The sequence below is a fragment of the Cupriavidus sp. 96C5-1 genome, assembly GCF_057798855.1.
In genome coordinates this window covers 157,750-184,150 of record NZ_JBYOJU010000012.1, presented here as the reverse complement: position 1 = coordinate 184,150, position 26,401 = coordinate 157,750, and the positions used below count along the sequence as shown (strand labels likewise).

Here is a 26,401-nt window from a genome sequence, read left to right as displayed (position 1 = left end):
ATTCCGAAGAATCTCGCTCTTTCGAGCGGTCGCTCACTCTCAGAAAACTGACTGGCTACGTCCGAAGACATAACCAACATGTTTTACTGTGCGAGCACTTTATAACTTGTAAGCTAAAAGACCGAAGTCTTCCGCATCCGCTATCAAGCGCCCACACTTATCGGTTGTTTGTTTGTTAAAGAACTGGCCGCGGTTCGCTTTGCTTACCGCGTCGCCGCGTTGTCTGCAGCAGAGAAACGAGATTATGAAGAACAATCCGCGTTTCGTCAACAGGTTTCGCAAACTTTCTTTGCTGCGGCCGGCGCCTGAACACGGCTCGCCAACCTCCCCTGCCAACCCCCGCAACCCTGGTCCCGTCTGCGCTGCAGCGGTCTTTGTGTGGCGAAGGGGGCGAATCTTAAGGGACTCGCCCCCTTATGGCAACTGTTTTGTCACACAAGTGTGATCCGGTCCACGGAGGGGCTGGATCAAGCCATTGATCTATAAAGACATTTGGCTTTCTATTACATCGCAAAACGATAAATACCTGATGCATTCACTCGGGTATTTACCTGTCGAGCTTTACCGATGCTTGAACTCGGGCGCCCTTTTCTCCACAAAGGCAGCCATCCCTTCCTTCTGGTCTTCGGTGGCAAAGGTGGAATGGAACAAGCGCCGCTCCAGATGCACTCCCTCGGACAAGCTGGTCTCGTAGGCGGCGTTGATCGACTCCTTGATCATCATCACCACCGGCAAGGAGAAACCGGCAATGGTCTCGGCCGCGGCCAGGGTTTCGTCGAGCAGCTTGTCCGCGGCGACCACGCGCGACACCAGTCCGGCGCGCTCGGCTTCCGCTGCGTCCATCATGCGCGAGGTCAGGCACAGGTCCATGGCCTTGGCCTTGGAGACCGCGCGCGGCAGGCGCTGGGTGCCGCCGGCGCCCGGCATGGTGCCCAGCTTGACTTCAGGCTGGCCGAAGCGGGCGCTGTCGGCGGCGATGATGATGTCGCACATCATCGCCAGTTCGCAGCCGCCACCCAGGGCGTAGCCGGCCACCGCGGCAATCACCGGTTTGCGGATGCGGCGGATGGCCTCCCAGTTGCGGGTGATGTAGTCGCCCTTGTACACATCCATATAGGAGTACTTGGCCATCATCCCGATATCCGCACCGGCGGCAAAGGCGCGTTCGCTGCCGGTGATGACGATGCTGCCGATCGCCTCGTCGGCGTCGAAGGCAAGCAGGGCCGCGCCCAGCTCATCCATCAGCGCATCGTTGAGCGCGTTGAGCGCCTTCGGACGGTTCAGCGTTACCAGGCCCACGCGTCCGCGTGTTTCCACCAGAATGTTTTCGTACGGCATGTCTTCTCCTTTTGGTCCTATTGGTCCTGTTGGCATTGGAAGGGGATCGATCTTGCGACCAGCCAGACGATGCCCGGTTCGTCGGGCATCGAGATGCGTGGCGGCAATCGTGCCACCGATCCCGATGCGCACGCAAGGCGCCTCATAGGCCGCAAACATCTCGCCGTACCTGCCATTCAGTCCGGGCGCTGCCCCCAGAGCGGAAATGGGTCGGCAAACCCGGCCCAGGCCGCGGGTCCCATTTCCATCTCCGCGTCGGTCAGCAGGCAATGGTCCAGGCGTGCCCGCAGCGCCATCTCGTCCATGTCCAGGCCGATCAGCACGAGTTCCTGCCGGGCATCGCCGGTCTGGTCGTTCCAGTAGCTGAGGATGGTACGCCGGGCATCCGCGTCCTGCGGCCAACGCTCCCGCGGCACCGCTGCCCACCACATGCCGGCCAGCCCGTGGCGGCAGACGGCCCCGGCCTGCGACCAGTTCCCGGCGAACGTGGGACGCGAGGCCAGCCAGAAGAACCCCTTGGAGCGGACCACGCCCGGCCACTCGCTTTCGACCATGCGGAAGAAACGCGTTGGATGGAACGGCCGCCGCGCCCGGTAGACGAAGCTTCCAATGCCGTACGCCTCCGTCTCGGGCATGTGTTGGCCACGCATCTCCCTGAGCCAGCCCGGTGCCGAGGACGCTGCCTCGAAATCGAACAGCCCCGTGTCCAGGATGCGCTCCAGCGGGACCCTGCCGAACACGGCGGTCTCGATGCGCGCCCTCGGGTTGAGCCCGCCCAAGATGGCGATCAGCCGCTCGCGCCCGGCAGCGTCGACCAGGTCAAGCTTGTTAACAACAATGACATCGCAAAACTCGACCTGCTCGATCAGCAGGTCCACCACCGTGCGCGCATCCTCGTCGCCCAGCGATTCGCCGCGCTGCGCCAGGCTGTCACGCGAGCTGTAGTCCCTGAGGAAGTTGAAGGCGTCCACCACGGTGACCATGGTATCCAGCCGCGCGACGTCCGCCAGGCTCTGGCCCTGCTCATCGGTAAAGGTGAAGGTTTCGGCCACCGGCAGCGGCTCTGAAATGCCGGTGGACTCGATCACAAGCTGGTCGAAGCGCCCTTCCCTGGCCAGGCGGAACACCTCCACCAGTAAATCCTCCCGCAGCGTGCAGCAGATGCAGCCGTTGCTCATTTCGACCAGCTTCTGTTCGGTGCGCGACAGGTCCGCATTGCCGGCCCGCACCAGCTCCGCATCGATGTTGACCTCGGACATGTCGTTGACGATCACGGCCACGCGCCGCCCCTCGCGGTTGTGCAGGATATGGTTGAGCAGGGTCGTCTTGCCGGCGCCCAGGAAGCCGGAAAGGACGGTGACGGGCAGCAGGGATGGCGAGGTCATGGGATGCGCTGAAGTAGGGATGGATCGGAAAGGCCCGCACGCTTGCCGCGACGCCTGACGTTTTTGCAACAGTGTTGCATTATATCCATCATTTGCAACTATGTTGCATTTGAAATGACCAGCCCCCCGAAGAGCGCCTTCAGTCCGCCCCGACGACTCGACCGTGCCTGGCCCCGGCATTACCTCCCGGCCGGCGCCAGATACCGTTCGACGCGCGCGCCATGCATCGCATAGCCGGCATATCCCATCATGGTTTCGGCGCTCTCCACCCGCATGACCCCACTGACCCAGACCGTATCCATCGTGCGCAAGGCGGGCAACGGGTGGTCGGTGCGGACGTGAATCACCTGGTTGGCCGGCGGCGGCGGTACATGGATGCACGCGCCGAAATAGGGCACCAGCAGGAACTCGCGCATGGCCTCGCCCTCCGCGTCCAGCGACACCACGAAGCCGGGCAGGCGCACCGGCACGCCATCGAGGCTGCGCTCGACGGGCGCCCTCTTCCAGTATTGACGCGCCTTGTACAGCGCGATCTGCGCGCGTGGGTCGCCATCCTCTATCTCTTCGAGCTTGAGTCCCTTGAAGGGCGCGAGCGGGTCCCAGCCCTTCGGCAGCAGTGCCTGCCAGTCGATTTCCCGGTAGCCGGAGGCCGGAGCGCTGGCTGCGGCCGGTAGCTGCGGCAATGCCTGCCCTACGGCGAAGTTGCCTTGTCCGTCCGGCGCCTCGGGAACTGGCGCGGCACGCCCGGATGGCTCTTCTGGCGACAGCGGCCGAAATCCCCGCCATGCCGCGACGGCGGCGGCCAGAGCCAGCATTGCGAGCATGGCCACGACTACCGGTAGTACGCGAGGGATCAGCGCTTTCATCGGTTCAGGGAAGCGGGCGACCATGGCACGGGGTACCAGACACCTTGCCGTCCAGACGTTCCATTTGCCGCAGGATCAGGGCCAGGATCACGGTCAGGTATTGGGGGTCAGGCCGTCGATCATGCTGAGCCGGTAGGCCCGCCATCCCGGCAACAGGGAAGCGGCGGCGCCGGCGGCGATGATCGCGAAAAGCAAGGGCAGCTCGCTGGCCCGCGGCGAGGAGATCGGCAGGGCCAGTCCCAGGCTGGCTTCCAGCCATGGCGTGATCGCCAACGACATCGCACTCAGCAGCAAACAGCCCGCGAGCGTGCCGGCCAGCATCAGGACGACGCCCTCGGCCGCCAGCAATATCAGCAGGTCGAGCGGACGCGCGCCCACCGCGCGCAGGATCGCCAGCTCGCGCCGCCGCTCTCCCAGTGCGGCGAGGATCGAAGAGACCAGCCCCGCCAGCCCGACCGCCACCACCAGCGCCGACATCAGCAGCAAGCCCTTTTCGCCGATGCCGACGATCTCCCACAGCTCGTCAAGCGCCACGCCTGGCAGCACGGCCATCAGCGGCTCATGCGCATCGGCGGCGATTTCGCGCTGCAAGGAAAATACGCGCGAGCGCAGCTTCAGCCCGACCAGGACCCCCGTCACGCTCTTGGGCGTCAGGTCGAATCTGCGCACGAATTCAGGCGGGATCGACAAGCCGGGCATCGGGACTCCCGCCTGCCATTCAAGGTGAATCGCCTCCATGGCCTCCAGGCCGATATGCACCGTGCGGTCCACCGGCGTTCCGGTAGGGGCAAGAATCCCGCTGACCACGAAGGGCTTGTCGCCATGCCGGGACTGCCCGGCCATCGCGCCCGTGGCATCGCCGTGGCTCAGCACGATGCTGTCGCCCAGTCTATAGCCGAGCCGGCGCGCCACTTCCGCGCCCAGCACGGCATCGAACAATCCCTGGAACGGCAATCCCTGTGCAAGCACCAGGGATTGCCGGCCGCCATGGCGGAAATGGCGGAAGTAGTCCTGCGAAGTCGCCAGCACCGGGAAGCCGCGATGCGAGTCGCCAAGCGATATGGGGATCGTCCAGGCCACCAGCGGGTGTCGTGCAATGCGCTGGACGCTGTCCCAACCCATATTGTTCGTCGCAGCGCCAAGATGGAAGACGGTATAGAGGATCAGCTGCATCGGGCTCGAACGCGCGCCCACCACCAGGTCCGTACCGGATACCGACTGGGAGAAGCCGGCCCGGAGCTGGTGCCGGATGCGCTCCACGCCAAGCAGCAGCGCGGTCGACAAGGCAATCGCCAGCACCATCAGCAGCAGGTTGTAGCGACGGTTCCAGGCACTGCGGGCGGCCAGCCCGAACCAGGGCATCAGGCGGTCTCCCGGGCGGAAACCGCCGGCATGGCGAAGCGCCGCCCGAAACGGGCCGCGAGCCGTTCATCATGGCTGACAAAGACAAGGCTCGCACCGACCGCGCGGCACTCGCGCTGCAGCAAGTCCATAAACGCGGACTGCCGGTCCGCGTCCAGCGCAGAAGTGGGTTCATCGGCCAGCACCAGTTCCGGGCGGCCCAGAAGTGCCCGGGCGGCCGCCACCCGCTGCTGCTGCCCGACCGAGAGCCGTGCCGCCGCCCGCCGCCAGTACGCTTGCGGCAAGTCCAGGCGCTCCAGTAACATGCCGGCCGCCTCGGCGGGACTTGCCCCTTGCTCGGCCGAGCGACGCCTGCGGTGCGCGGAGAACCTGCACGCCAGCAGCACGTTGTCCAGCACGGACAGATACGGCAGCAGGTTCAGTTGCTGGAAGATGATGCCGATGTGATCGGCCCGGAAGCGGTCCCGCTGCGCGCCCGTCAGGGCGTTCAACGCCATGCCCTTCACGGCGACGCGGCCGCGCTGAGGTACGATGACGCCCGCCAGCAGACCCAGGAGCGTGCTCTTGCCGCTGCCGCTGGCGCCCGAAACGAAGACATGCTCGCCCGCGGCCGCATGGAACCGGTCCAACACAAGACACGCCTCACCCTCGCCCGGCCACGAGAATGCGACGCCGGACAAGTCGACAAGGAAGTCGGCGGCGTCCGGATCCACCTGGCTGACCTCGCCCATCACCACTTCACCCGGGCATTGGCCGGCGTCAACGTGGCGCCGGCCTGCCCTGCCGGCGCAAGCAGTTGCACCGTCACGCGGCGGATCGCCGGAAAGGCCTCAAAGAGCCTGAACTCCAGTTCGTGCAACGCCGAGGGATTGCCGCAATGGAATATGTATGCGGCATCCAGATCGGCATGTGCGTCGCTGCGCGATCGCGCCGCCTCCGGAGGGGATCCATCCGCGGCAAGCAAGCCGTCGCCCAGGGCGCCGAAGTCCAGGCTTGCCGATGCCAGGCGGCAGTCCGCGGCGGCAGGCGTCACAAAAAGCGCCTCGCCCCGGCGCAGGCGCCCTACCGCTTGCCGAACAGCCGTCGTCTCCGCGGCGTTGCGCGGCAAGCGCTCGAAGCCGAACAGGTTCATCAAGGGAGACGCCAGCTGGACGGAAAGTACCTCCCCGTCCACCGCAATGTCCACCCTTGCCTGACCATGAGTGTGGGCCTCGTGGGCCTTCGCGGCCGATGACAGCAGCAGCGCGCCGGCAAGAACGAAACAACGGGTGGGACGCTTCATCTGCGCTTCGCCTCTGGAAGGGGCACGGGCCCATAATGCAACAGTGTTGCATTATGGGCCCGTGCGGTTCTTCAGCGCAAGATGCGGTGGTTCAAAGCACGCACAAAGCCATGACGCCGGATGGGGCGTGGCCCCCGATCCAAGGTTTCAGGCGCCAGGAAAGGAGGGCAGGCGCATGCCATGGGCGAATCGGCGCAGGTCCCGGTCTTGCCGGGCAAGCGTCAACTCTTCCGCGCGGTCTTCGCAACAAATGGCGTCGGCATATGCTGGACCGTTTCGCTGCCGCATTTGGGGCAAGGCGGATGGGCCGTGGCATGTTCGGCAAGATGCTCAGCGTGGTCGAACACTTGGCCGCACTTCTCGCAGCGGTATTGATAAGTAGGCATGGCACGCCTCCAGCCTGCACTGGGCAGGTGCTCGCCGGAGCCACGGACATTGGCGGCTTTCGGCAGTAGGGCATTTCATTTTAGGTCACCCGGACGGGCAGCAAGCCGGCGCCACCTCATATCTTCTCGCAGCACTCCCGGGCCTTCGTGCGGATGCCCGGGCAGCCGGCATGGCGCCCGCGACGCAGGAAGGGATCGCGCTCCGTGCGTCCTTACCTATCATTGGAGCATGCCCATGCTTTCCGGCATGCGGCATGACCACCGTCGTCGCTCAGGAGTCGACCATGAAAAAGCCGTACAAGGCGGATTCTGGCAAGACGCGGCGAACCGGATCGCCGGATCGGCCGCGCTCGGAACGCACTATTCCCAGCATCCTGGATTCCATTGACCCGGAGGACATGTGGAAAGAGACTGCAGAGGCCGTCGAGGAACTCACCGATCGGACCGCCGAGCCGATCGACTTTCCCCACGGCCATGAACCGGACGAGGACGAGGCACCGGAAGACGGCATGAACGAGGTGACCCGCGCCGCCGAGAGCATGCCGGTAGGCACTCCCGCCGACCGCGCCGACCACAGCGCGCAGCGCGAAGAGCACCCGCCTGTTCCGCCTAGTATCGATGATGTGCTGGACAAGGACCTGACACCCGATCCAGCCGACGATCCCCCCCGCGCCAGGACACCGCGCAAACGCTAAAGTCCAGAGTCTGAAATTAGTTGAAGAAATAGATCTGTCGAGAAGGCGTGGGAACCTGGAAGCGAAACGCGGCAAGGCTGAAGCCTTGCGAGCATGCGTGCCGACGGATCGCGCGTCTTGTCGGCGCCCCTGGCAAAGGACCCGCCGGACTTAACCGACAGACCGCTGCTCGCACGCGCGAATTGATGCTACCATTCGCCGACCGACTGGTCGGTTAATTTTTAACGGCGCCACGGCTCCTCCACTATATTGGATGGAGCCCGCAGCCGCGTGCCGATCCGCCGAAAATCATAGCCACCACTGTCCACTGACATGGCAGGAGACCAACGATGCCAGATTTGCCCCCTCAGGTCAGCCTCACTTCCGGCCCCGTGCTGCTCGCCTGGCACGGCCAGGTAGCGGCCATCACGCTCAATCGCCCCGACAAGCTCAACAGTTTCACCCGCGAGATGCATGCGACGCTGCAACAGGCGCTGGATCACGTCGAAGCCGGCAGCGCCCGCGCGCTGCTGCTCACGGGTGCGGGCCGCGGCTTTTGCGCCGGGCAGGACCTGGCCGACCTGGACTTCACGCCCGGCGCCATGACCGACCTGGGCGAACTGATCGACGTCTGGTTCAACCGCCTGATCCGGCGCCTGCAGAAACTGCCGCTGCCGGTGATCGCCGCGGTCAACGGCACTGCGGCAGGCGCCGGCGCCAACCTGGCGCTGGCCTGCGACATGGTGCTGGCGGCGCGTTCGGCCAGTTTTATCCAGGCCTTCGTCAAGATCGGCCTGGTCCCGGACTCCGGCGGCACCTGGCTGCTGCCCAAGCGCATCGGCATGGCGCGCGCCATGGGACTGGCCATGACCGGCGACAAGCTCAGCGCCGACGAGGCAGAGAAATGGGGGCTGATCTGGGAAGCGATGGAGGACAACCTGCTGCCCGCGCAGGCGCTGGCGCTGGCCACCCACCTCGCGGCCCAGCCCACGCGCGCGCTGGCGGCGATCAAGCAGGCCATGTACACCGGTGCGAGCCAGGGGCTCGATGCCCAGCTAGACCTGGAGCGCGACCTGCAGCGCGAACTGGGGGCGTCCCATGACTATGCCGAGGGCGTGAACGCCTTCCTGGAAAAACGCGCGCCGCGCTTCACCGGGCGCTAACGCCGTCCGCCCGGTTCCGCTCCCCTGCCCCAATCCCCAGCCTGAACAGGAGACCCGCTTGACCCACAATCCCCAGGCCCTCGCCGAAGCGGCCGCCGCCAGCATGTACGAAGCCGATGCCTGCAGCCGCTGGCTGGGCATCACCCTCGAAGCCGTGCGCCCGGGCTATGCGCGCCTGTCCATGCCGGTACGGCAGGAATTCCTCAACGGCCATGGCATTTGCCACGGCGGCCTGATGTTCACGCTGGCGGATTCAACCTTCGCCTTTGCCTGCAACAGCCACAATATCAACACGGTGGCGGCGGGCTGCAGCATCGAATTCCTCAAACCCGTGCAGGGTGGCGACGTGCTGACCGCCGAGGCCACCGAGCAGGTCCTGTCGGGCCGGCACGGCATCTACGATATCCGGGTCACCAACCGTGCCGGCGAGATGGTGGCGATGTTCCGCGGCAAGTCCGCCCAGATCAGGGGGCATGTGGTTGCCCCGCCGGAAGCTGGGTGACGCGCGCCGCGGCCCACGCCCCAATGCCACATAGACGCCGATATACATAGATAAGCCCCCAAGCGCAGGAGACACCATGACGCGCCTCACAGATCTGCCGCTCGAGCCGATCGAGACCGCCAGCCGCGACGAATTGCAGGCCTTGCAGCTCGAACGCCTGAAATGGTCGCTCGACCACGCCTACCGGAACTCGCCGGTCTACCGCGCCAAGTTCGACGCCGCCGGCGTGCATCCGGACCAGGTCCGGACGCTGGCCGACCTGGCCCGCTTTCCCTTCACCACCAAGCAGGACCTGCGCGACAACTATCCGTTCGGGATGTTCGCCGTGCCCCAGGACCGCGTGGCGCGCATCCATGCCTCGTCGGGCACCACGGGCAAACCCACGGTGGTCGGCTACACCCTGAAGGACATCGACACCTGGGCCACGGTGATGGCCCGCTCGATCCGCGCCGCAGGGGCGCGGCGCGGCGACAAGGTGCATATCAGCTATGGCTACGGGCTCTTCACCGGTGGCCTCGGCGCGCACTACGGCGTGGAAAAGGCTGGGCTCACCGCGATTCCCTTCGGCGGCGGCCAGACCGAGAAGCAGGTGCAGCTGATCCAGGATTTCAAGCCGGAAGTGATCATGGTGACGCCCAGCTATATGCTGGCGATCGCGGACGAGTTCGAGCGCCAGGGTATCGACCCGGCCTCCACTTCGCTGCGGGTCGGCATCTTCGGCGCGGAACCCTGGACGCCCGAGATGCGTCTCGCCATCGAGAAACGCATGGGCATTTCGGCGGTGGATATCTACGGACTGTCGGAAGTGATGGGCCCGGGTGTCGCCAACGAATGCGCCGAAACCAAGGACGGCCCGACCATCTGGGAAGATCATTTCTACCCGGAAGTGATCGATCCAGCTACCGGCGAAGTGCTGCCCGACGGCGAGTTCGGCGAGCTGGTCTTCACCTCGCTGTCCAAGGAAGCGCTGCCGATCGTGCGCTACCGGACCCGCGACCTCACCCGGCTGCTGCCGGGCAGCGCCCGTCCGGCCTTCCGCCGCATGGAAAAGATCACCGGCCGCTCCGACGACATGATGATCGTGCGTGGCGTCAATGTCTTTCCCTCGCAGATCGAGGAACTGATCCTGAAGCACGCCGAGCTGGCGCCGCACTATCAGTGCGTGCTGAGCAAGGACGGCCATCTCGATGTGCTGACCGTGCGGGTGGAATGCGCGCACGGCGTCGACCCGGCCAGCACGCAGCAGGCCAGCAGCCAGCTGACCTATGACATCAAGGCTTATATCGGCGTCACGGTCGGCATCGAGATCCTGCCCTCGGGCGGTGTGGAGCGCTCGGTGGGCAAGGCGCGGCGCATCGTCGACCAGCGTCCGCGCTGAAGGCGTAAAGACGTGGCCGGCCAGGACCAGGCGGCCACGCTTTCATCAGCTGCGCGGCATCAGCACCCACATGCGGCCGCCCTGCTTCATGCGGCCGGCGGTCTCGCCGGCCGCATCGCCCGCGCCCCAGAAGAAGTCCGCGCGCACGCCGCCCTTGATGGCGGAGCCGGTGTCCTGCGCGAACATCAGGCGCTGGATCGGCTCGGTCGAGAGCGGCCGGGTGGTGGAGAGGAAGACCGGCACGCCCAGCGGGATGGTGGCGGGATCGACCGCGATGGAACGCTCCGCGGTCAGCGGCACGCCCAGCGCGCCGACCGGGCCATCGTTGGTCGGCGGCAGTTCGCGGAAGAAGACGAAGCGCGGATTGACGTTGAGCATTTCGTCGACGCGCCCCGGGTTGGCGCGCGCCCAGCCCTTGATGCCCTGCATGGTGGCCTGCGCCGGCGTGATCTCGCCGCGGTCCAGCAGCCATTTGCCGAAGGAACGGAACGGCTGGTCGTTGGTGCCGCCGAAACCCACCCGCATCATGGTGCCATCCTGCAGGCGGATCCGGCCGGAACCCTGGATCTGCAGGAAAGCGGCCTCCACCGGATCGTCCACCCACGCCAGCTCCTGCCCGCGCAGCGCCGGGTTCTGCAGCAGTTCGGCGCGCGCCGGCAGCGGCCGGTTGCCCCATTGAGGCGGCTTGCGGTACAGCGGCACCTGGTACTGGCCCTGGCGCGTGCGAGAGCCGTGCAGGATGGGTTCGTAGTAGCCGGTAATCAGTCCATTGTCGGTGCCGTCGCCGTTGACCACGCGATAGGGCTGGAAGTTGGATTCGAAGTAGGCCCGCATGGCGTCCAGGTCGCCGGCGTCGACCATCAACCCAAGCGCGCAGACGCGGTTCCATTCGGCGCGCCGCTTCAGAGCCAGGCAGCTGGCCTGCAGCGCCGGCCACGCGGCGCGCACGTCGTCCTGGCCCCAGCCGCCGATCTCGGCCCAGCTGGCCGGCTGCAACTGGCCCTTCTGGGTGGAGCCGGCCGGCGGCGGCACGGGACGCCCGCCGGGGCCCTCGACGCGCGGCGGCGGGCCGCTCATGCAGCCGGCCAGCAGCGTGGCTGCCGCAGCCAGCCCGAGCCAGCCAAGCCGGCCCCCTGAGCCGCCGGCGGGCGGGCGGGCCGGCGCCGCCGGGGCGCGCAAAGTCGAAAAAGGAAAGCGGAATGAGAAATGCAGATGTGCCATCTTGATTGGATGAAAACTCAGCGGTTCGCGGATATCACGGATGTCGCGTCCGGTCGCTTGTGCCAATGGCCTACAATGCCCATCGTCGCCCCCACGTAGCCCTGTCATGAGCCAGTTTTTCGAAGCCCATCCCATGCTGCTGTTCGCCCTCGAGGCCGGACTGGCGCTCTTCCTGCTGATCTTTATCGTGGTGTGGACCATGGGCACGGCCAAGAAGAACCCGCGCCCCAGCCGCGCGCCGGACGATCATCCCTCGCGCGCTGGACAAGCCTCCGCCCGTACCCGACAGGATCAGGACAGCACGCCGGGCCAATAGGTTCCACCGGTGCCATTGCGTTCCACGGGTTCCGGGCAAGGCCCGCGTGCGCCTCAGTGCAGCATGCGCGGCAGCACCAGCGCAAACTCCGGAATCGGCACCTCGAAGCGATGGCCGTCCTCGGCCACGCAGAAATACGCTCCCTTCATCGAGCCCACCGGCGTGGAGATGGTGGCCCAGCTGGTGTACTCGAAATGCTCGCCCGGCTTGAGCAGGGGCTGGTGGCCCACCACGCCAAGGCCCGCCACTTCCTGGGTACCGTTGTCGCTGTCGGTAATCACCCAGTGGCGCGAGATCAGCTGCGCCGCCACCTCGCCGGTATTGTGGATGGTGATGGTGTAGGCGAAGGCATGGCGCCCGCGCTCGGGGTCTGACTGGTCGGCCAGGTACTGGGTACGTACGGCCACGGAAAAGGCGTATTCGCTCATTGTCGGCGTATCAGGGGCTGGATCAGGGTAGGCGCATTGTGCGGCAAGGCTCCGGGGGCGGCAAGCAAAGCCGCCGCAAGGTTCCCGCCCGGTCGGCAGCAGTGCGCTGCGCGGGGAGGGTAATATACTGCCTTCCCCTTGAAGTCCCCTCCTCCGAGCCCCGCCATGAGCACGCCCACCTATCGCATCGCCCCGTCCATCCTGTCCGCCGACTTTGCCCGCCTGGGCGAGGAAGTGCGGCGCGTGACCGCGGACGGCGCCGACTGGATCCATTTCGACGTGATGGACAACCATTACGTGCCGAACCTGACGGTGGGCCCGCTGGTGTGCGAGGCGATCCGTCCCCATGTGACGGCGCCCATCGACGTGCACCTGATGGTGCGCCCGGTGGACCGGATCATCCCCGACTTCGCCAAGGCCGGCGCCAATATCATCACCTTCCACCCGGAGGCCAGCGAGCATATCGACCGCTCCCTGGCTCTGATCCGCGAGCACGGCTGCCAGGCTGGCCTGGTATTCAACCCGGCCACGCCGCTGCACCATCTCGACCACGTGATGGACCGCATCGACGTGATCCTGCTGATGTCGGTCAACCCCGGCTTCGGCGGCCAGTCCTTCATCCCCGAAACGCTCAACAAGCTGCGCGCCGCCCGCGCGCGCATCGACGCCTATGCCGAGCGCACCGGCCGGCGCATCCTGCTGGAAGTGGACGGCGGCGTGAAGGTGGACAACATTGCCGAGATCGCCGCCGCCGGCGCCGATACCTTCGTCGCCGGTTCCGCCGTGTTCGGCAAGCCGGACGCCGATGGCGGCTACAAGGGCGTGCTGTCGGCGATGCGCGGCGAGCTGGCCAAGGTGGGCCAATGAGCCTGGCCCAGCGCAATCGCACCGACTGGCGCGGTATCCGGGGCGTGATCGTCGACCTGGACGGCACCATGGTGGATACCGCCGGCGACTTCCATGCCGCGGTCAACGCCATGCTGAAAGCGCTGGTCCACCTGCACCCGCAGCTCGGCAACGCCGAGCCGCTGGGCCGGGAGGAAATCGTCAGCTTTGTCGGCAAGGGTTCGGAAAACCTGATCCGGCGCGTGCTCGACGCCCGCTTCGCGCCCGCCCACGCCAACGGCATGTTTGCCGATGCGCTGGCCCTGTACGACCGCGAATACCTGCGCATCAACGGCCAGTTCTCGCGGGTCTATGCCGGTGTGGCCGAGGGGCTGGCGGCGCTGAAGGCCGCCGGCCTGCGCCTGGCCTGCGTGACCAACAAGCCGCATAACTTCACCGAGCCGCTGCTGGCCAAGACCGGCCTGGGACGGTTCTTCGAGCTGGTCTACGGCGGCGACGCCTTCGCGCTGCGCAAGCCGGATCCCCTGCCGCTGCTCAAGGTGGCCGAGGCGTTCCGGCTGGAGCCGGCCGAAATGGCCGCGATCGGCGACTCGGAAAACGACGCGCAGGCTGCCCGCGCGGCCGGCATGGGGGTGCTGCTTGTGCCCTATGGCTACAACCACGGCAATCCTGTACAAGGCGTCGACGCCGATGGTATAGTCGATTCCATTGTCCAGGTTGCGGCGCTTTTTGCAGCACATCGGGCATGACCCGGCGGCCGGAAAGCCGCCGAACCGCATGTAAGCGGCAGTCGGCATCGCCAAACATCCAAACCATAAATCGCTGAACACGATTTCATGTTTCTGAACCGCAAACGCATCTCTTCTGGCAGTGATCGGCAGGCCTGGCCCTGGCGTCGCTGGCGCGCCTCCCAACAGGCGTAAAGTGCGTTCGCGAGTCTCCTGACCGCCCCCTTCCCGCATTCCCCGCGATGCGTCTGTACCAGGATGGGGCCGGCCAGACCGGCAGGTTGCCGGACCTTCACTGATTTTCCAGCCGCCCGACATCCCAGCCTTGCGCCGGTGTCCCCCGAACGCGCTGCACGCCCACCCCGGCCGTGGCGTGGACACTCGTCCGCGCCATGGTCTCTCCGGGGCGGGTCTGACGACCTTCCAGCCCCAAGTTGCCGACATCGCGGCGTGCGCCATACTGAAATACAGGCGCCGCGGCACAAGAGGATCGACATGACCGAACTGGAATTCAAATCGCTGGCCGAGCAGGGCTACAACCGCATCCCGCTGATCGCCGAGGCCTTCGCCGACCTGGAAACGCCGCTGTCGCTGTATCTCAAGCTGGCGCAATCGCAAACGCGCGGGGTCAATACCTTCCTGCTGGAATCCGTGGTGGGCGGCGAACGCTTCGGCCGCTACTCCTTTATCGGCCTGCACGCCCGCACCCTGCTGCGCGCCTCCGGCATGCGCACCGAAGTGGTGACCGACGGCCGCGTGGTGGAAACCCACGAGGGCAACCCGCTGGACTTCATCGCCGACTTCGAAAAGCGCTTCAAGGTGGCGCTGCGCCCCGGCCTGCCGCGGTTCTGCGGCGGCCTGGCCGGCTATTTCGGCTACGACGCGGTGCGCTATATCGAGAAAAAGCTCGCCAACACGCAAAAGCCCGACGATCTGAACCTGCCCGACATCCAGTTGCTGCTGTGCGAAGAGCTGGCGGTGATCGACAACCTGTCCGGCAAGCTCTACCTGATCGTCTACGCCGACCCGACCACGCCCGAGGCCTACGCCCGCGCCCGCCAGCGCCTGCGCGAACTGCGCATGAAGCTGCGCCAGCCGGTGGACGTGCCGGTCACCACCCCCTCGGTGCAGACCGACGTCTACCGCGAATTCGACAAGGCCGACTACCTCACCGCCGTGCACAAGGCCAAGGAATACATCATGGCGGGCGACATGATGCAGGTGCAGATCGGCCAGCGCCTGGTCAAGCCGTACCGCGACTCGCCGCTGTCGCTGTACCGCGCGCTGCGCTCGCTGAACCCGTCGCCCTATATGTACTTCTACAACTTCGGCGACTTTCAGATCGTGGGCGCCTCGCCGGAGATCCTGGTGCGGCAGGAAACCCGCCGGGTCGGCAGCAACGGCGACCAGCGCGAGGACCACATCGTCACCATCCGACCGCTGGCCGGCACCCGTCCGCGCGGCAACACGCCGGAGAAGGACGCGCAGCTCGCCACCGAACTGCTCAACGACCCCAAGGAAATCGCCGAGCACGTGATGCTGATCGACCTGGCGCGCAACGATATCGGCCGCATCGCCGAGACCGGCTCGGTCAAGGTCACCGACCAGATGGTGATCGAGAAATACTCCCATGTGCAGCACATCGTCAGCTCGGTGGAAGGCACGCTCAAGCCCGGCATGAGCAACCTCGACGTGCTGCGCGCCACCTTCCCGGCCGGCACGCTGTCGGGCGCGCCCAAGGTGCATGCCATGGAGATCATCGACGAGCTGGAACCGCGCAAGCGCGGTATCTACGGCGGCGCGGTGGGCTACCTGTCCTTTGGCGGCGAGATGGACCTGGCGATCGCGATCCGCACCGGCATCGTCAAGGACGGCAACCTCTATGTGCAGGCCGCCGCCGGCATCGTTGCCGACTCGGACCCCGAAGCCGAATGGAGGGAAACCGAAGCCAAGGCGCGCGCCGTGATCCGCGCCGCCGAGCAGGTCCAGGACGGCCTGGATTCGGACATCTGAAGGTCAAGGTAAAAGGAACAGGGGAACCGCCATGCTGCTGATGATCGACAACTACGATTCGTTTACCTACAACCTCGTCCAATACTTCGGCGAACTCGGCGCCGACGTGCGCACCTACCGCAACGACGAGATCACGCTGGAAGAGATCGAGGCGCTGGGGCCCGATCACATCTGCGTCTCGCCCGGCCCGTGCAGCCCGAAGGAAGCCGGCATTTCGGTGGCCGTGCTGCAGCACTTCGCCGGCAAGATCCCGCTGCTGGGCGTCTGCCTGGGCCACCAGGCCATCGGCGAGGCCTTCGGCGGCAAGGTGATCCGCGCCAAGCAGGTCATGCACGGCAAGGTCAGCCGCATCGAGACCACGCAGGAGGGCGTCTTCGCCGGCCTGCCCAAGCATTTCGACGTGACGCGCTATCATTCCCTGGCGATCGAGCGCGAGACCTTGCCGGATTGCCTGGAAGTGACGGCCTGGACGCCGGATGGTGAAATCATGGGTGTGCGCCACAAGACGCTCGCCATTGAAGGGGTGCAGTTCCACCCCGAGTCCATCCTGTCCGAGCATGGCCATGCGCTGCTGGCCAACTTCATCAAGGCGCCGCGATGAGACTGCTCGATACGCCCAACGCACCCGCGCACCCCCACGACACGACCGAGACCGCCATGTCCATCACGCCCCAGGAAGCCCTCACCCGCTGCATCGAACACCGCGAGATCTTCCATGACGAGATGCTGCACCTGATGCGGCAGATCATGCAGGGGCAGATGTCGCCGGTGATGGCCGCGGCCATCCTGACCGGCCTGCGCGTGAAGAAAGAAACCATCGGCGAGATCTCGGCGGCGGCGCAGGTCATGCGCGAGTTCGCCAACAAGGTGCCGGTCAAGGACCGCGAGAACTTCGTCGACATCGTCGGCACCGGCGGCGACGGCTCGCACACCTTCAATATTTCCACGGCGTCGATGTTCGTCGCCTCCGCCGCCGGCGCGCGCATCGCCAAGCACGGCAACCGCGGCGTCAGCTCCAAGTCGGGCAGCGCCGACGTGCTGGAAGCACTGGGCGTCAACATCATGCTGACGCCGGAGCAGGTCGGCGAGTGCATCGAACAGACCGGCATCGGCTTCATGTTCGCGCCCACCCATCACCCGGCCATGAAGAACGTGGCGCCGATCCGCAAGGAAATGGGCGTGCGCACCATCTTCAATATCCTGGGCCCGCTGACCAACCCGGCCGATGCGCCCAATATCCTGATGGGCGTGTTCCACCCCGACCTGGTCGGCATCCAGGTGCGCGTGATGCAGCGCCTGGGCGCCAAGCATGCGCTGGTGGTCTACGGCAAGGACGGCATGGACGAAGTCTCGCTGGGGGCGGCCACGCTGGTGGGCGAACTGAAGGACGGCGAGGTGCGCGAGTACGAGATCCATCCCGAGGACTTCGGCCTGCAGATGATCTCCAATCGCGGGCTGAAGGTGGCCGATGCGACCGAATCCAAGGAAATGCTGTTGGAAGCGCTCACCGACGTGCCCGGCACCCCGCGCGAGATCGTCACGCTGAATGCCGGCACCGCACTGTACGCGGCCAACGTGGCCAGCTCGGTCGAGGACGGTATCCGCCGCGCCCGCGAAGCCATCGCCAGCGGCGCGGCGCGCGAGAAGCTCGACCAGTTCGTGCGCGCCACGCAGCAGTTCAAGTAAGCCGGCACCGTCCTTCAAGCCCGTCCCGAGCCAACCAGCCGAGCGAGAGAATTACCGCATGTCCGATATCCTGCAGAAGATCCTGGCCGTCAAGGCCGATGAAGTGAACGCCGCGCGCAAGAAGCGCGACCTGCCCAGCCTGCGGGCCGAGGCCGAGAGCCTGCGCAGCGAGCCGGGGCTGGCGCCGCGCGGCTTTGAGCGCGCGCTGCGCGAGAAGATCGCCGCCGGCCACGCCGGGGTGATCGCCGAGGTCAAGAAGGCCTCGCCCTCCAAGGGCGTGCTGCGCGAGAATTTCGTGCCGGAGGCGATTGCCGAGAGCTACGCCAGCCATGGCGCGGCCTGCCTGTCCGTGCTGACCGATGTGAACTTCTTCCAGGGCCACGCCGATTTCCTCAAGCGCGCCCGCGGCGCCTGCCCGCTGCCGGCCCTGCGCAAGGACTTCATGATCGACCTCTACCAGGTCTATGAAGCCCGCAGCTGGGGCGCCGACGCCATCCTGCTGATCGTGTCCGCGCTCGACCACGGCCTGATGGCGGAGCTGGAAGCCTGCGCCCATGAGCTTGGCATGGACGTGCTGGTGGAAGTGCACGGCGGCGACGAACTCGACGCCGCGCTGCGCCTGAAGACGCCGCTGCTGGGCGTGAACAACCGCAACCTGCGCACCTTCGAGGTCACGCTCGACAACACGCTGGACCTGCTGCCGCGCATCCCGGACGAGCGCCTGGTGGTGACTGAATCCGGCATCCTCGGCCCGGACGACGTGCAGCGCATGCGCGACGCCAATGTGCACGCCTTCCTGGTGGGCGAAGCCTTCATGCGCGCGCCCGACCCCGGTGTCGAGCTGGCGCGCCTGTTTGCCTGATCGGGAACCGCAAAACAACATGGCCCAGGAAATCGAACTCAAGCTGGCGGTGCCGGACGGCGCCATGCCGGCGCTCGCGGCCTGGCTGGACGCGCAGGGGCGGGCGCAGGGCGAGCACACGCTGCTCAATGTCTACCTCGACACGCCCGCGCGCGACCTGGCCGGTGCCCGCGCCGCCCTGCGGCTGCGCCGCCGCGGCGAGCAATGGCTGCAGACGTTGAAAACCGCCGGCAAGAGCCAGGCCGGCCTGGCCGCCCGCCACGAGTGGGAAACCGAGGTGGCGGCCGAGTCCATCGAGCTCGATGCCTTCCCGCCCGAAGCCCGCGCCCTGCTGGCGCCGCTGGCCGCCACCCTGGCGCCGGTGTTCCGCACCGATTTCGCGCGCCGTACCTGGCTGATCGAACAGGATGGCGTCAGCATCGAGGCCGCGCTCGACGTCGGCACGATCTCCGCGCCGGCCACGGCGGCGCGTGAGGCAATCCAGGAGCTGGAACTGGAATGGCTGCCCGGCGGCGCCGGCAAGGCACCTGCGCAGGAACAGGCCGAGGCAGCGCTGCGCGCGCTGGCACGGCGCCTGCAGCACATCGCGCCGCTCACGCCGTCCGACCTGAGCAAGGCCGCACGCGGCTACCGGCTTGCCGCCACCGGCCGCGCCTGACGCTGCGCGCGCCGCACCTTCCGCATCCCCTATCAAAAACAGGTATCCCTCCAGCATGAGCAAGCACACCAGCGGACAGGCCGACCTGTTCGCAGCCCCCGCCGTGGCGACGGCCGCCAAGGCGCCCGCGGCCGTCCCCCCCAGCCTGTCCGCGCAGGCCGCCGCGCTGCCCGCCGCCTGGCGCGAGCTGCTGGCCCCCTGCATGAACACGGCCGGCTGGCAGGAACTGGCCGGCTTCGTCGACGGCGAGCGCGCCACCGGCAAGCCGGTGTTTCCGCACGAGGTATTCCACGCCCTGCACCTGACGCCGCCCGAGACCGTGAAAGTGGTGATTCTCGGCCAGGATCCCTATCACGGCACCGGCGTGGTCAACGGCAACGAGATACCGCAGGCGCACGGCCTGGCCTTCTCGGTACCGGACGGCGTGCGCGTGCCGCCCAGCCTGCGCAACATCTTCAAGGAAATCGCCGCCGAATACGGCGACGGCGGCACCACGGCGCCCGTCTCCGGCAACCTGGAGGGCTGGGCGCGCCAGGGCGTGCTGCTGCTCAACACGGTGCTGACGGTGGAACAGGGCCAGGCCGCCAGCCATGCCAGACGCGGCTGGGAAGCGGTGACGGACTGCCTGATCCAGGCCCTGTCCGCCGCCCGCCCCAACCTGGTCTTCCTGCTGTGGGGCAGCCATGCACAGGCCAAGAAGCCATTGCTGGCCGGTTCGCATTGCGTGCTGGAAGCGCCGCATCCTTCGCCGCTTTCGGCGCATCGGGGTTTCCTGGGCTGCGGGCATTTCCGCCTGGCCAACGACTGGCTGGAACGGCACGGCGCCACGCCGGTGGACTGGCGCGCAACCTGAGCGGCGCAGGGCGCAAGCCGCCTGCTCCGCTCAAACCGTCGGCAACCAGCCGAAACCATCGAACTCCCCCTCGCCGGGACCCGCCTGCAGCGTACTGACGCGGGCCCCTGGCGGCCCGCGCCGCATCCAGGCACACAGGGCTTCGAGCTGCTCCGGAGCGCCGTAGGCCATCACCTCGACCGAGCCGTCCTGCCGGTTGCGCACCCAGCCCCCCAGGCCGAGCGAAGTGGCTTGCCCGGCGCACGCGGCGCGGTAGCCCACGCCCTGCACCAATCCAGTGACGACGATGTGCCAGGTTTCCATCTGAATTGCCCCCTGAAACGCCGATTTCGCGCGGATTGAAACAGCCGCGACATGCACAACAGGTAAACTAGGCGCCCATTCAAAACGTTACCAGTAAGGGCACTGCAGCGCAGGTAACGTCGACGGCACAGCGCCGGGCCTGGCCGAACCCATTCGACTGGCCGGCAGCGCCGGCGTACGCGCACTGCCCCTGCCAACCCCTCCGATCCACGCCTGGGGCCAACCGGCCTTGCCCGGCAACCGCGCCACAGACCCTTTGCCACAATGATGCAGCAAGCCGAACACGACCAGGCCAGCACGGTCACCTCTCCTGGCTACGCCAGCCAGTTGCTGACGGCGCCGCCGAACCGCTTCGACCTGGCCCTGCTGCCCATCATCCTGGCGGTGATCGTGCTGGTGGCCTTCGCCGCCCGGCAGATGAACGTGCCCTACCAGCCCGGCGAACCGCTGGACCTGCACCTGGACATAGCCTACCTGCCCTATTACCTGATGCGCACCAGCATCCGCATGCTGGCGGCGCTGTCTGCCTCCCTGCTGTTCTCCTTCGCCTTCGCGGCGATCGCCTCCAAGAACCGCACCGCCGAGAAAGTGATGGTGCCGGCGCTCGACATCCTGCAGTCGATCCCGGTGCTCGGTTTCCTGTCGATCACCGTCACGGGCTTTATCGCCTTGTTTCCCGGCAGCCTGGTGGGTGTGGAATGCGCTGCCATCTTCGCCATCTTCACCTCGCAGGCCTGGAACATGGCGTTCAGCCTGTACCAGTCGATCCGCACCATCCCGAGCGACCTGCAGGAGGCGGCCGCCATGTTCCGGCTGTCCGCCTGGCAGAAGTTCTGGCGCCTCGAAGTGCCATACGCCATGCCCGGCCTGCTGTGGAACATGATGATGTCGATGTCCGGCGGCTGGTTCTTCGTGGTGGCCTCCGAAGCCATCTCGGTGTCCGGCAACGACATCAAGCTGCCCGGCATCGGTTCCTACATCTCGCTGGCGATCCAGCAGCAGAACCTGGCGGCGATCGGCTGGGCCATCCTCGCCATGCTGATCGGCATCGTGCTCTACGACCAGTTGCTGTTCCGGCCGCTGATCGCCTGGGCCGACCGCTTCCGCTTCGAGACCATGGCGCAGGAGAACGAACCCCAGTCCTGGCTGCTCGACCTGCTGCGCCGCTCGGAATGGGTGCGCGTGCTGCTGGGCCGCACCGCAGGGCTGGCCGAGCGCACGCTGGCCTGGCGCTCCGGCCGCAAGGCGGCAGCGCCGCAAGCCGGCAACGGCGTGCGCGCGGTCTGGTTCGAGCGCGCCACCAACCTCATCATCATCCTGATCGCCATGGCAGCCATGTACCGCGTCATGCACTTCGTGCGTACCGAGGTGGGCTGGGCCGAAGTGGGCCATGTGCTGTGGCTGGGCTTCCTCACCATGGTGCGGGTGATCGTGCTGATCGCGCTGGCCGCGCTGATCTGGGTGCCAATCGGTATCCGCATCGGCCTGAACCCGTCGGTGGCGCGCATCGCGCAGCCGGTTGCGCAGTTCCTGGCGGCCTTCCCGGCCAACCTGATGTTCCCGCTGGTGGTCATGCTGATCGCGCGCTTCGGCCTGAACCCGGAGATCTGGCTGAGCCCGCTGATGATTTTCGGCACGCAGTGGTACATCCTGTTCAATGTGATCGCGGGCGCCTCCGGCATCCCCACCGAACTCAAGCTGGCGGCACGCAACTTCGGCCTGCGCGGCTGGCTGATGTGGAAGCGCTTCCTGATCCCCGCGGTGTTCCCCAGCCTGCTGACCGGGCTGGTGACTGCCGCCGGCGGCTCCTGGAACGCGAGTATCGTGTCCGAGTACGTGTCCTGGGGCGACCACACCCTGATCGCCACCGGCCTTGGCAGCTACATCGCGGAGATGACGGCCAAGGGAGACTTCCCCCGCATCGCGCTGGGCATCGGCGTGATGGCGGTGTTCGTGGTGGGTTTCAACCGCCTGCTGTGGAACCGCCTGTACCAGCTCGCGCAGGAACGCACCCGTCTCTGATCCAGCGACTAGATTAGCTATTGCGCGATGGCCGTCGCGCCTTTGCATCCCGAACGGAATCCGAATATGGCAAGCAGCACCGCAGACGCAACCCCGGCAGTCATCGAACTGCGCGGCGTCTCAAAGATCTTCCGCACCGCCGACCACACCGACCGCGCCGTGCTGGAAGGCGTGGACCTGACACTCAAGCGCGGCGAGATCGTCGCCATGCTGGGCAAGTCCGGCTCGGGCAAGTCCACCCTGCTGCGCATCATGGCCGGCCTGGTCGGCACCGACCGCGGCGAAGTGCGCTTCCGCGGCCATCCGCTGCGCGGGACCGCCGAGGGCATCGCCATGGTGTTCCAGTCGTTCGCGCTGTTTCCCTGGCTGACCGTACAGCAAAACGTGGAACTGGGGCTGGAAGCACAGGGCGTGCAAAAGGAAGAACGCGCGCGCCGGGCCGAGGCTGCGATCGACATGATCGGCCTGTCGGGCTTCAACAGCGCGCTGCCGCGCGAGCTCTCCGGCGGCATGCGCCAGCGCGTGGGTATTGCCCGCGCCATGGTGACCGAGCCCGACCTGCTGCTGATGGACGAAGCCTTCTCCGCCCTCGACGTGCTGACCGGCGAAACCCTGCGCGACGAAATGCTCGACCTGTGGGAGAACGGCCGCACCAATATCAAGTGCATCCTGATCGTCTCGCACAATATCGAGGAGGCGGTGATGATGGCGGACCGCATCGTCATCCTGTCGAGCGATCCGGGCCGCATCCGCGCCGAGGTGAACATCCCCTTCCCGCGCCCGCGCAACCGCGATTCGTCGCAGGTGCGCGCGCTGATCGACGAGGTCTATACGCTGATGACCTCGCCGGCGGCGCTCGGGCCGCGCGTGCCCGCGCTGGCGGCCGCCCAGGACATCGGCTACCGCCTGCCGGACGCGGACATCAGCCAGATGGAGGCCATTCTCGACCTGCTCTGCGAAGCGCCCTTCTTCGGCCGCGCCGACCTGCCCCACCTGGCCGAGGAAGCCAGCCTGACCGACGATGAGCTGCTGCCCGCCTGCGAGGCGCTGCACCTGCTGCAGCTGGCCACCATCGAGCGCGGCGACATCAGCGCCACCGCCCTTGGCCGTGCCTACTACGAGACCGAGCCGCCCGAGCGCAAGGTGCTGTTCGGCAAGCAGTTGCTGCAGCACGTGGCGCTGGCCGCGCATGTCCGCCACGAACTCGAACAGGCCGAGGATGGCGAAATCAAGGAAGAACACGTGCTGCGCGAACTGGAGGCCTTCCTCAAGCCGGACGAGGCGCAGCGCGTGCTGACCGTCGGCATCGAATGGGGCCGCTACGGCGAGGTCTACGAATACAGCTACAACAGCGGCATGCTGACGCTGCCCAAGGAAGAGCAGCCAGCCCACACCGACGCATCGGCCTGACGGCGCCTGGCCCAGTGTCCTGATTCACAGATTCGTCGAATCAGTCCGTCGACGGGACGCGCGCCCCGTCGTCACCAATGCTCGCAAGGCTTCAGCCTTGCTGCGCTTCGCCCCCAGGCTCCCACGCCTTCCCGACAGACCTGTTTCTTCAACGGGTTTCAGACTCAGGTCAGGACATTAGCGCTGGCGCATCGCGCGGCCGATCGCGCCGGTACGCAGCGCGATCTTGGCGGCGTCCTCGCGCAGCGCGCGCAGGCGGCGCTCCAGGATGGCATTGGCGGTGCGCCCGGTCGAGCTGGCGGAACTGGCGGTGGCGCCGGCCTCGCTGGCAGCGCGGGCCAGTTCGCCCGACGCCGCGGCCTGCACCAGCACATCGGCGCGGCGGCGATCGGCGGAATCGGCCAGGCGGGCACGGCGCTCGCTGGCCTCGTCGGCTGCGGCCGCCGCGTTGGCGGCATTCTCGGCGGCGGCGGCCTTGACGGCATTCGCGACATCGTTGCCCGGCATGACGCCGGCAGCGACAGCAGCGCCGCTGCCGGCGATATCGGCCGCCATGACCGTAGCGGCGGCACCGGCCAGCATCGCACCCGGGCTCTGCGTGTTCCCGACCGTTTTTGAGCGGTCCGGCGGCTGTTGCCCCTCGGCCGCCTTCGCCGGCTCCTTCGCCGCACGGATGAATCCCGCACCGCGCCCGCCCGCCCGATCGTCGTCGGCCAGCCGCTGGCTGGCCAGTTGCAGGCTGTGCGTGGCGGCATCGGTGGCCTGCCGGATCGCGGCTTCGGCAGCCGGCAGGTCGAGCTCGCCATAGTGCTCGCGCACCTGGATGCGCGCCGCGGCCACGTGTGCCGCCACCAGGTAGTTCTGCACGATGAAGCGGTTCAGGTTGTCCACCGCGCGATGCCGGCTCTTGGGCTCGTCGAGCATGCGCTGGAACGACCCGATCAGCGCGGACAGGCTGTCCATGAACTGCTTGCGCTGCACCCGGTAGGCAAAGTCGTCCTTGGCCACGCGCAGCAGCAGGTCGCGCGTGGCGGCGATATAGCGGCGGTTGGCCTGCAGCACGTTGTCCACCAGCGCGGGCAGCGCGCGGTACTCCCAGCTCGGCAGCACGAAGCTGAACACCGACGCGATCAGCCCGCCGATCACCGTATCGATCAGCCGCTCGCCCGCCACCGTGGAACTGCCCGGCATCAGCAGGTTGATCTGGATCAGCACCTGCACGCAGGCGGCCACGGCGGTATAGCGGTACTTGATGGTGGAAAACGCCGTGCTCGCCACCAGCGCAAGGAACAGCACGCCCAGCAGGATCAGCGGCTGGTGCACCACCTTGAGCACCGCCACCGAGATCGCGCAGCCGATCAGCGTACCGATCAGGCGGTCGTTGTAGCGCTGCTTGGTCATGCTGAAATTGGGTTTCAGGATGACGATGATGGTCAGCAGGATCCAGTAGCTGTGCGAGACATAAGGCAGGTGGTCGGCAATCCACAACCCCGCTCCCACCGCCATGGTGATGCGCAGCGCGAAGCGGAAGGCCGGCGACTTCCAGTTCAGGTTGTCGCGCAGCACCTTCAGCTCGTAGCGCTGGCGCGTCAGGAACGGCGTCATGTCCGGCCCGGGCAGGACCTTGCTGGGCTCGACGGGCGTGCGCGAAGCCTCGTGCAGCTGCTCGACCAGCGCGATGGCGCCCTTGATCATGTCGAGCGTTTCCGCCAGCGCCGTCATCGCCGCCGGGTTGATGTGGTGATAGCGCAGCTGCGCAATCTCCTGCTCGACCGCGCGCAGTACCTGCCGGTAATCCACCTCGGCGTAGGAAGGCCGGCCCCGCGTGATGTCGAAGGCGATCGCCTCGACGTCCTTGCACATCAATTGCACCAGCCGGCGCAGGTGGTCGAGCACCGGCGTGCTGCCGAAGGTCTGCCGCAGCAGCGGGTAATCGGTGTTGGTGGACAGGATGTACTCGTACAGGTCCAGCATGCGCATGTGGACCTGCACCAGCAGCCCGTCGTGCGTCGTGCGGTTGCCGCGCAGCACCAGGTCCCGCGCGGCCTGCTGGCGCTCGGCCACCACGATCTGCTGGCGCACCAGCTGGTTGAACAGCGCCTCGTAGTCGTTGCCGGCGTCGTAGAAGCCGGCCTTGATTTCCAGGTAGCTCGCCATCTCGTACAAGGACTCGGCCAGCACCTGCTGCTTGGTGCGCCGCTGCGTCGCCCAGCTCACCGCCATCGCGTAGGCCATGTAGGCCACCGCGCCCACGGTGAACAACAAGGCATGCTCGATGGCGCGGCGCACCACGAAATCCTCGTTGATGGTCAGCGTCATCACGAACAAGGCGGAGAACTGCAGGGGCAAGGTCTTGTTGCCGTACGCCGTCATCATGCCGGCCATGAAGGTCACCAGCACCAGCACGAATGGCATCACGCGCGGAAAGGGCGTGGCCATGGCCACCAGCAAGGTCACCGCGCTGCACAACAGCACGCTGGCCATCATCTCGTTGAACTTGTGGTTCAACGGATTGGGCAGGTCCATCAGGCTGGTGCACAGCGCGCCCATCGACACCACCATGGCGGTGGGCAGGTCGGCGAACTGCAGGGCGATCAGCGTGGCGCCGATCACCCCGGTCGCGGAGCGCAGTCCGCGATAGACGTAGTGCGAATAAACGAAGGTGCGTGCGTCGTGCGCGTATTGCATGTGGCGTCGTTGCGTCCTTGCTGGGGGCGCG

Annotated in this window: 26 protein-coding genes; 15 read left to right on the top strand and 11 right to left on the bottom strand. The window is 66.7% G+C overall.

Annotation, left to right across the window (positions count from 1 at the left end):
* Positions 1–561: 561 nt before the first annotated feature.
* The 7 genes from AC3FOF_RS16205 to AC3FOF_RS16175 all read right to left on the bottom strand — a co-directional run bounded on the left by AC3FOF_RS16205 (position 562) and on the right by AC3FOF_RS16175 (position 6,619).
* Positions 562–1,338, bottom strand: a complete 777-nt coding sequence (locus AC3FOF_RS16205) for an enoyl-CoA hydratase (RefSeq protein ID WP_017226327.1) — start codon at positions 1,336–1,338, stop codon at positions 562–564.
* A gap of 176 nt (positions 1,339–1,514) precedes the next feature.
* Positions 1,515–2,723 carry a zinc metallochaperone GTPase ZigA gene (gene zigA / locus AC3FOF_RS16200; protein ID WP_017226326.1) on the bottom strand — a complete coding sequence of 403 codons (1,209 nt, stop codon included), beginning with the start codon at positions 2,721–2,723 and terminating at the stop codon, positions 1,515–1,517.
* A gap of 179 nt (positions 2,724–2,902) precedes the next feature.
* A complete protein-coding gene (locus tag AC3FOF_RS16195) occupies positions 2,903–3,538 on the bottom strand; it encodes a DUF3299 domain-containing protein (RefSeq protein WP_488727110.1) in 636 nt (211 codons plus the stop codon).
* A gap of 144 nt (positions 3,539–3,682) precedes the next feature.
* Positions 3,683–4,951 carry an ABC transporter permease gene (locus AC3FOF_RS16190; protein ID WP_488727109.1) on the bottom strand — a complete coding sequence of 423 codons (1,269 nt, stop codon included), beginning with the start codon at positions 4,949–4,951 and terminating at the stop codon, positions 3,683–3,685.
* Complete coding sequence (locus tag AC3FOF_RS16185; protein ID WP_488727108.1) at positions 4,951–5,682, bottom strand: ABC transporter ATP-binding protein; 732 nt, start codon at positions 5,680–5,682, stop codon at positions 4,951–4,953. Before AC3FOF_RS16185 ends, AC3FOF_RS16190 begins: the two co-directional genes overlap by 1 nt.
* Positions 5,682–6,233, bottom strand: coding sequence for a DUF2796 domain-containing protein (locus AC3FOF_RS16180; protein WP_488727107.1), 552 nt, complete (start codon positions 6,231–6,233; stop codon positions 5,682–5,684). Before AC3FOF_RS16180 ends, AC3FOF_RS16185 begins: the two co-directional genes overlap by 1 nt.
* 221 nt (positions 6,234–6,454) lie before the next feature.
* Positions 6,455–6,619, bottom strand: a complete 165-nt coding sequence (locus AC3FOF_RS16175; RefSeq protein ID WP_035810592.1) for an FmdB family zinc ribbon protein — start codon at positions 6,617–6,619, stop codon at positions 6,455–6,457.
* 254 nt (positions 6,620–6,873) lie between these two features.
* On the opposite strand from AC3FOF_RS16175, the gene AC3FOF_RS16170 reads away from it, so the two are divergent.
* The 4 genes from AC3FOF_RS16170 to paaK all read left to right on the top strand — a co-directional run bounded on the left by AC3FOF_RS16170 (position 6,874) and on the right by paaK (position 10,336).
* Positions 6,874–7,314 (top strand): hypothetical protein, encoded by a 441-nt coding sequence (locus AC3FOF_RS16170; RefSeq protein ID WP_276264213.1) that lies wholly within the window; start codon positions 6,874–6,876, stop codon positions 7,312–7,314.
* A gap of 329 nt (positions 7,315–7,643) precedes the next feature.
* A complete protein-coding gene (gene paaG, locus AC3FOF_RS16165; RefSeq protein WP_017226319.1) occupies positions 7,644–8,456 on the top strand; it encodes a 2-(1,2-epoxy-1,2-dihydrophenyl)acetyl-CoA isomerase PaaG in 813 nt (270 codons plus the stop codon).
* A gap of 58 nt (positions 8,457–8,514) precedes the next feature.
* On the top strand, positions 8,515–8,958 hold the full coding sequence (gene paaI, locus AC3FOF_RS16160) for a hydroxyphenylacetyl-CoA thioesterase PaaI (RefSeq protein WP_017226318.1): 444 nt from the start codon (positions 8,515–8,517) through the stop codon (positions 8,956–8,958).
* Between the two features lie 76 nt (positions 8,959–9,034).
* Complete coding sequence (gene paaK, locus AC3FOF_RS16155; RefSeq protein WP_017226317.1) at positions 9,035–10,336, top strand: phenylacetate--CoA ligase PaaK; 1,302 nt, start codon at positions 9,035–9,037, stop codon at positions 10,334–10,336.
* Between the two features lie 45 nt (positions 10,337–10,381).
* Here paaK and mltA read toward each other — a convergent pair whose 3' ends face one another.
* The gene (gene mltA, locus AC3FOF_RS16150) at positions 10,382–11,557 is read right to left on the bottom strand and encodes a murein transglycosylase A (RefSeq protein ID WP_488727106.1); all 1,176 of its coding nucleotides are present in this window, start codon (positions 11,555–11,557) and stop codon (positions 10,382–10,384) included.
* A 106-nt stretch (positions 11,558–11,663) separates the two neighbouring features.
* Between mltA and AC3FOF_RS16145 the strand changes: the two genes are divergently transcribed.
* Positions 11,664–11,873, top strand: coding sequence for a hypothetical protein (locus AC3FOF_RS16145; RefSeq protein ID WP_017225613.1), 210 nt, complete (start codon positions 11,664–11,666; stop codon positions 11,871–11,873).
* Positions 11,874–11,926: 53 nt separating this feature from the next.
* Here the strand turns inward: AC3FOF_RS16145 and apaG are convergent, their stop codons facing one another.
* Complete coding sequence (gene apaG / locus AC3FOF_RS16140) at positions 11,927–12,301, bottom strand: Co2+/Mg2+ efflux protein ApaG (protein ID WP_017225612.1); 375 nt, start codon at positions 12,299–12,301, stop codon at positions 11,927–11,929.
* Positions 12,302–12,466: 165 nt separating this feature from the next.
* On the opposite strand from apaG, the gene rpe reads away from it, so the two are divergent.
* From rpe to AC3FOF_RS16100, 8 genes are all read left to right on the top strand, one after another.
* Positions 12,467–13,168 carry a ribulose-phosphate 3-epimerase gene (gene rpe, locus AC3FOF_RS16135; RefSeq protein ID WP_276264216.1) on the top strand — a complete coding sequence of 234 codons (702 nt, stop codon included), beginning with the start codon at positions 12,467–12,469 and terminating at the stop codon, positions 13,166–13,168.
* Complete coding sequence (gph, locus tag AC3FOF_RS16130; RefSeq protein ID WP_017225610.1) at positions 13,165–13,896, top strand: phosphoglycolate phosphatase; 732 nt, start codon at positions 13,165–13,167, stop codon at positions 13,894–13,896. The genes rpe and gph overlap by 4 nt, the downstream gene beginning before the upstream one ends.
* 474 nt (positions 13,897–14,370) lie before the next feature.
* Complete coding sequence (gene trpE, locus AC3FOF_RS16125; protein WP_017225609.1) at positions 14,371–15,888, top strand: anthranilate synthase component I; 1,518 nt, start codon at positions 14,371–14,373, stop codon at positions 15,886–15,888.
* A 31-nt stretch (positions 15,889–15,919) separates the two neighbouring features.
* The gene (locus AC3FOF_RS16120) at positions 15,920–16,489 is read left to right on the top strand and encodes an anthranilate synthase component II (protein ID WP_017225608.1); all 570 of its coding nucleotides are present in this window, start codon (positions 15,920–15,922) and stop codon (positions 16,487–16,489) included.
* Between the two features lie 56 nt (positions 16,490–16,545).
* Positions 16,546–17,574 carry an anthranilate phosphoribosyltransferase gene (trpD, locus tag AC3FOF_RS16115; protein WP_035808829.1) on the top strand — a complete coding sequence of 343 codons (1,029 nt, stop codon included), beginning with the start codon at positions 16,546–16,548 and terminating at the stop codon, positions 17,572–17,574.
* A gap of 58 nt (positions 17,575–17,632) precedes the next feature.
* Positions 17,633–18,436 (top strand): indole-3-glycerol phosphate synthase TrpC, encoded by an 804-nt coding sequence (trpC, locus tag AC3FOF_RS16110; RefSeq protein ID WP_017225606.1) that lies wholly within the window; start codon positions 17,633–17,635, stop codon positions 18,434–18,436.
* A 19-nt stretch (positions 18,437–18,455) separates the two neighbouring features.
* Complete coding sequence (locus tag AC3FOF_RS16105) at positions 18,456–19,094, top strand: CYTH domain-containing protein (RefSeq protein WP_488727105.1); 639 nt, start codon at positions 18,456–18,458, stop codon at positions 19,092–19,094.
* Between the two features lie 55 nt (positions 19,095–19,149).
* Entirely contained in the window at positions 19,150–19,947 is a 798-nt protein-coding gene (locus AC3FOF_RS16100; protein WP_488727104.1) for a uracil-DNA glycosylase, read from the top strand.
* Between the two features lie 30 nt (positions 19,948–19,977).
* On the opposite strand, the gene AC3FOF_RS16095 is transcribed toward AC3FOF_RS16100, so the two are convergent.
* A complete protein-coding gene (locus tag AC3FOF_RS16095; protein WP_276263520.1) occupies positions 19,978–20,250 on the bottom strand; it encodes an acylphosphatase in 273 nt (90 codons plus the stop codon).
* Positions 20,251–20,517: 267 nt separating this feature from the next.
* Between AC3FOF_RS16095 and AC3FOF_RS16090 the strand changes: the two genes are divergently transcribed.
* Together AC3FOF_RS16090 and AC3FOF_RS16085 are read left to right on the top strand one after the other, a co-directional pair.
* Positions 20,518–22,272, top strand: coding sequence for an ABC transporter permease (locus AC3FOF_RS16090; protein ID WP_276263522.1), 1,755 nt, complete (start codon positions 20,518–20,520; stop codon positions 22,270–22,272).
* Between the two features lie 66 nt (positions 22,273–22,338).
* Positions 22,339–23,682 carry an ABC transporter ATP-binding protein gene (locus AC3FOF_RS16085; protein ID WP_017226312.1) on the top strand — a complete coding sequence of 448 codons (1,344 nt, stop codon included), beginning with the start codon at positions 22,339–22,341 and terminating at the stop codon, positions 23,680–23,682.
* A gap of 177 nt (positions 23,683–23,859) precedes the next feature.
* On the opposite strand, the gene AC3FOF_RS16080 is transcribed toward AC3FOF_RS16085, so the two are convergent.
* A complete protein-coding gene (locus AC3FOF_RS16080) occupies positions 23,860–26,370 on the bottom strand; it encodes an FUSC family protein (RefSeq protein WP_488727103.1) in 2,511 nt (836 codons plus the stop codon).
* Between the last annotated feature and the right edge of the window lie 31 nt (positions 26,371–26,401).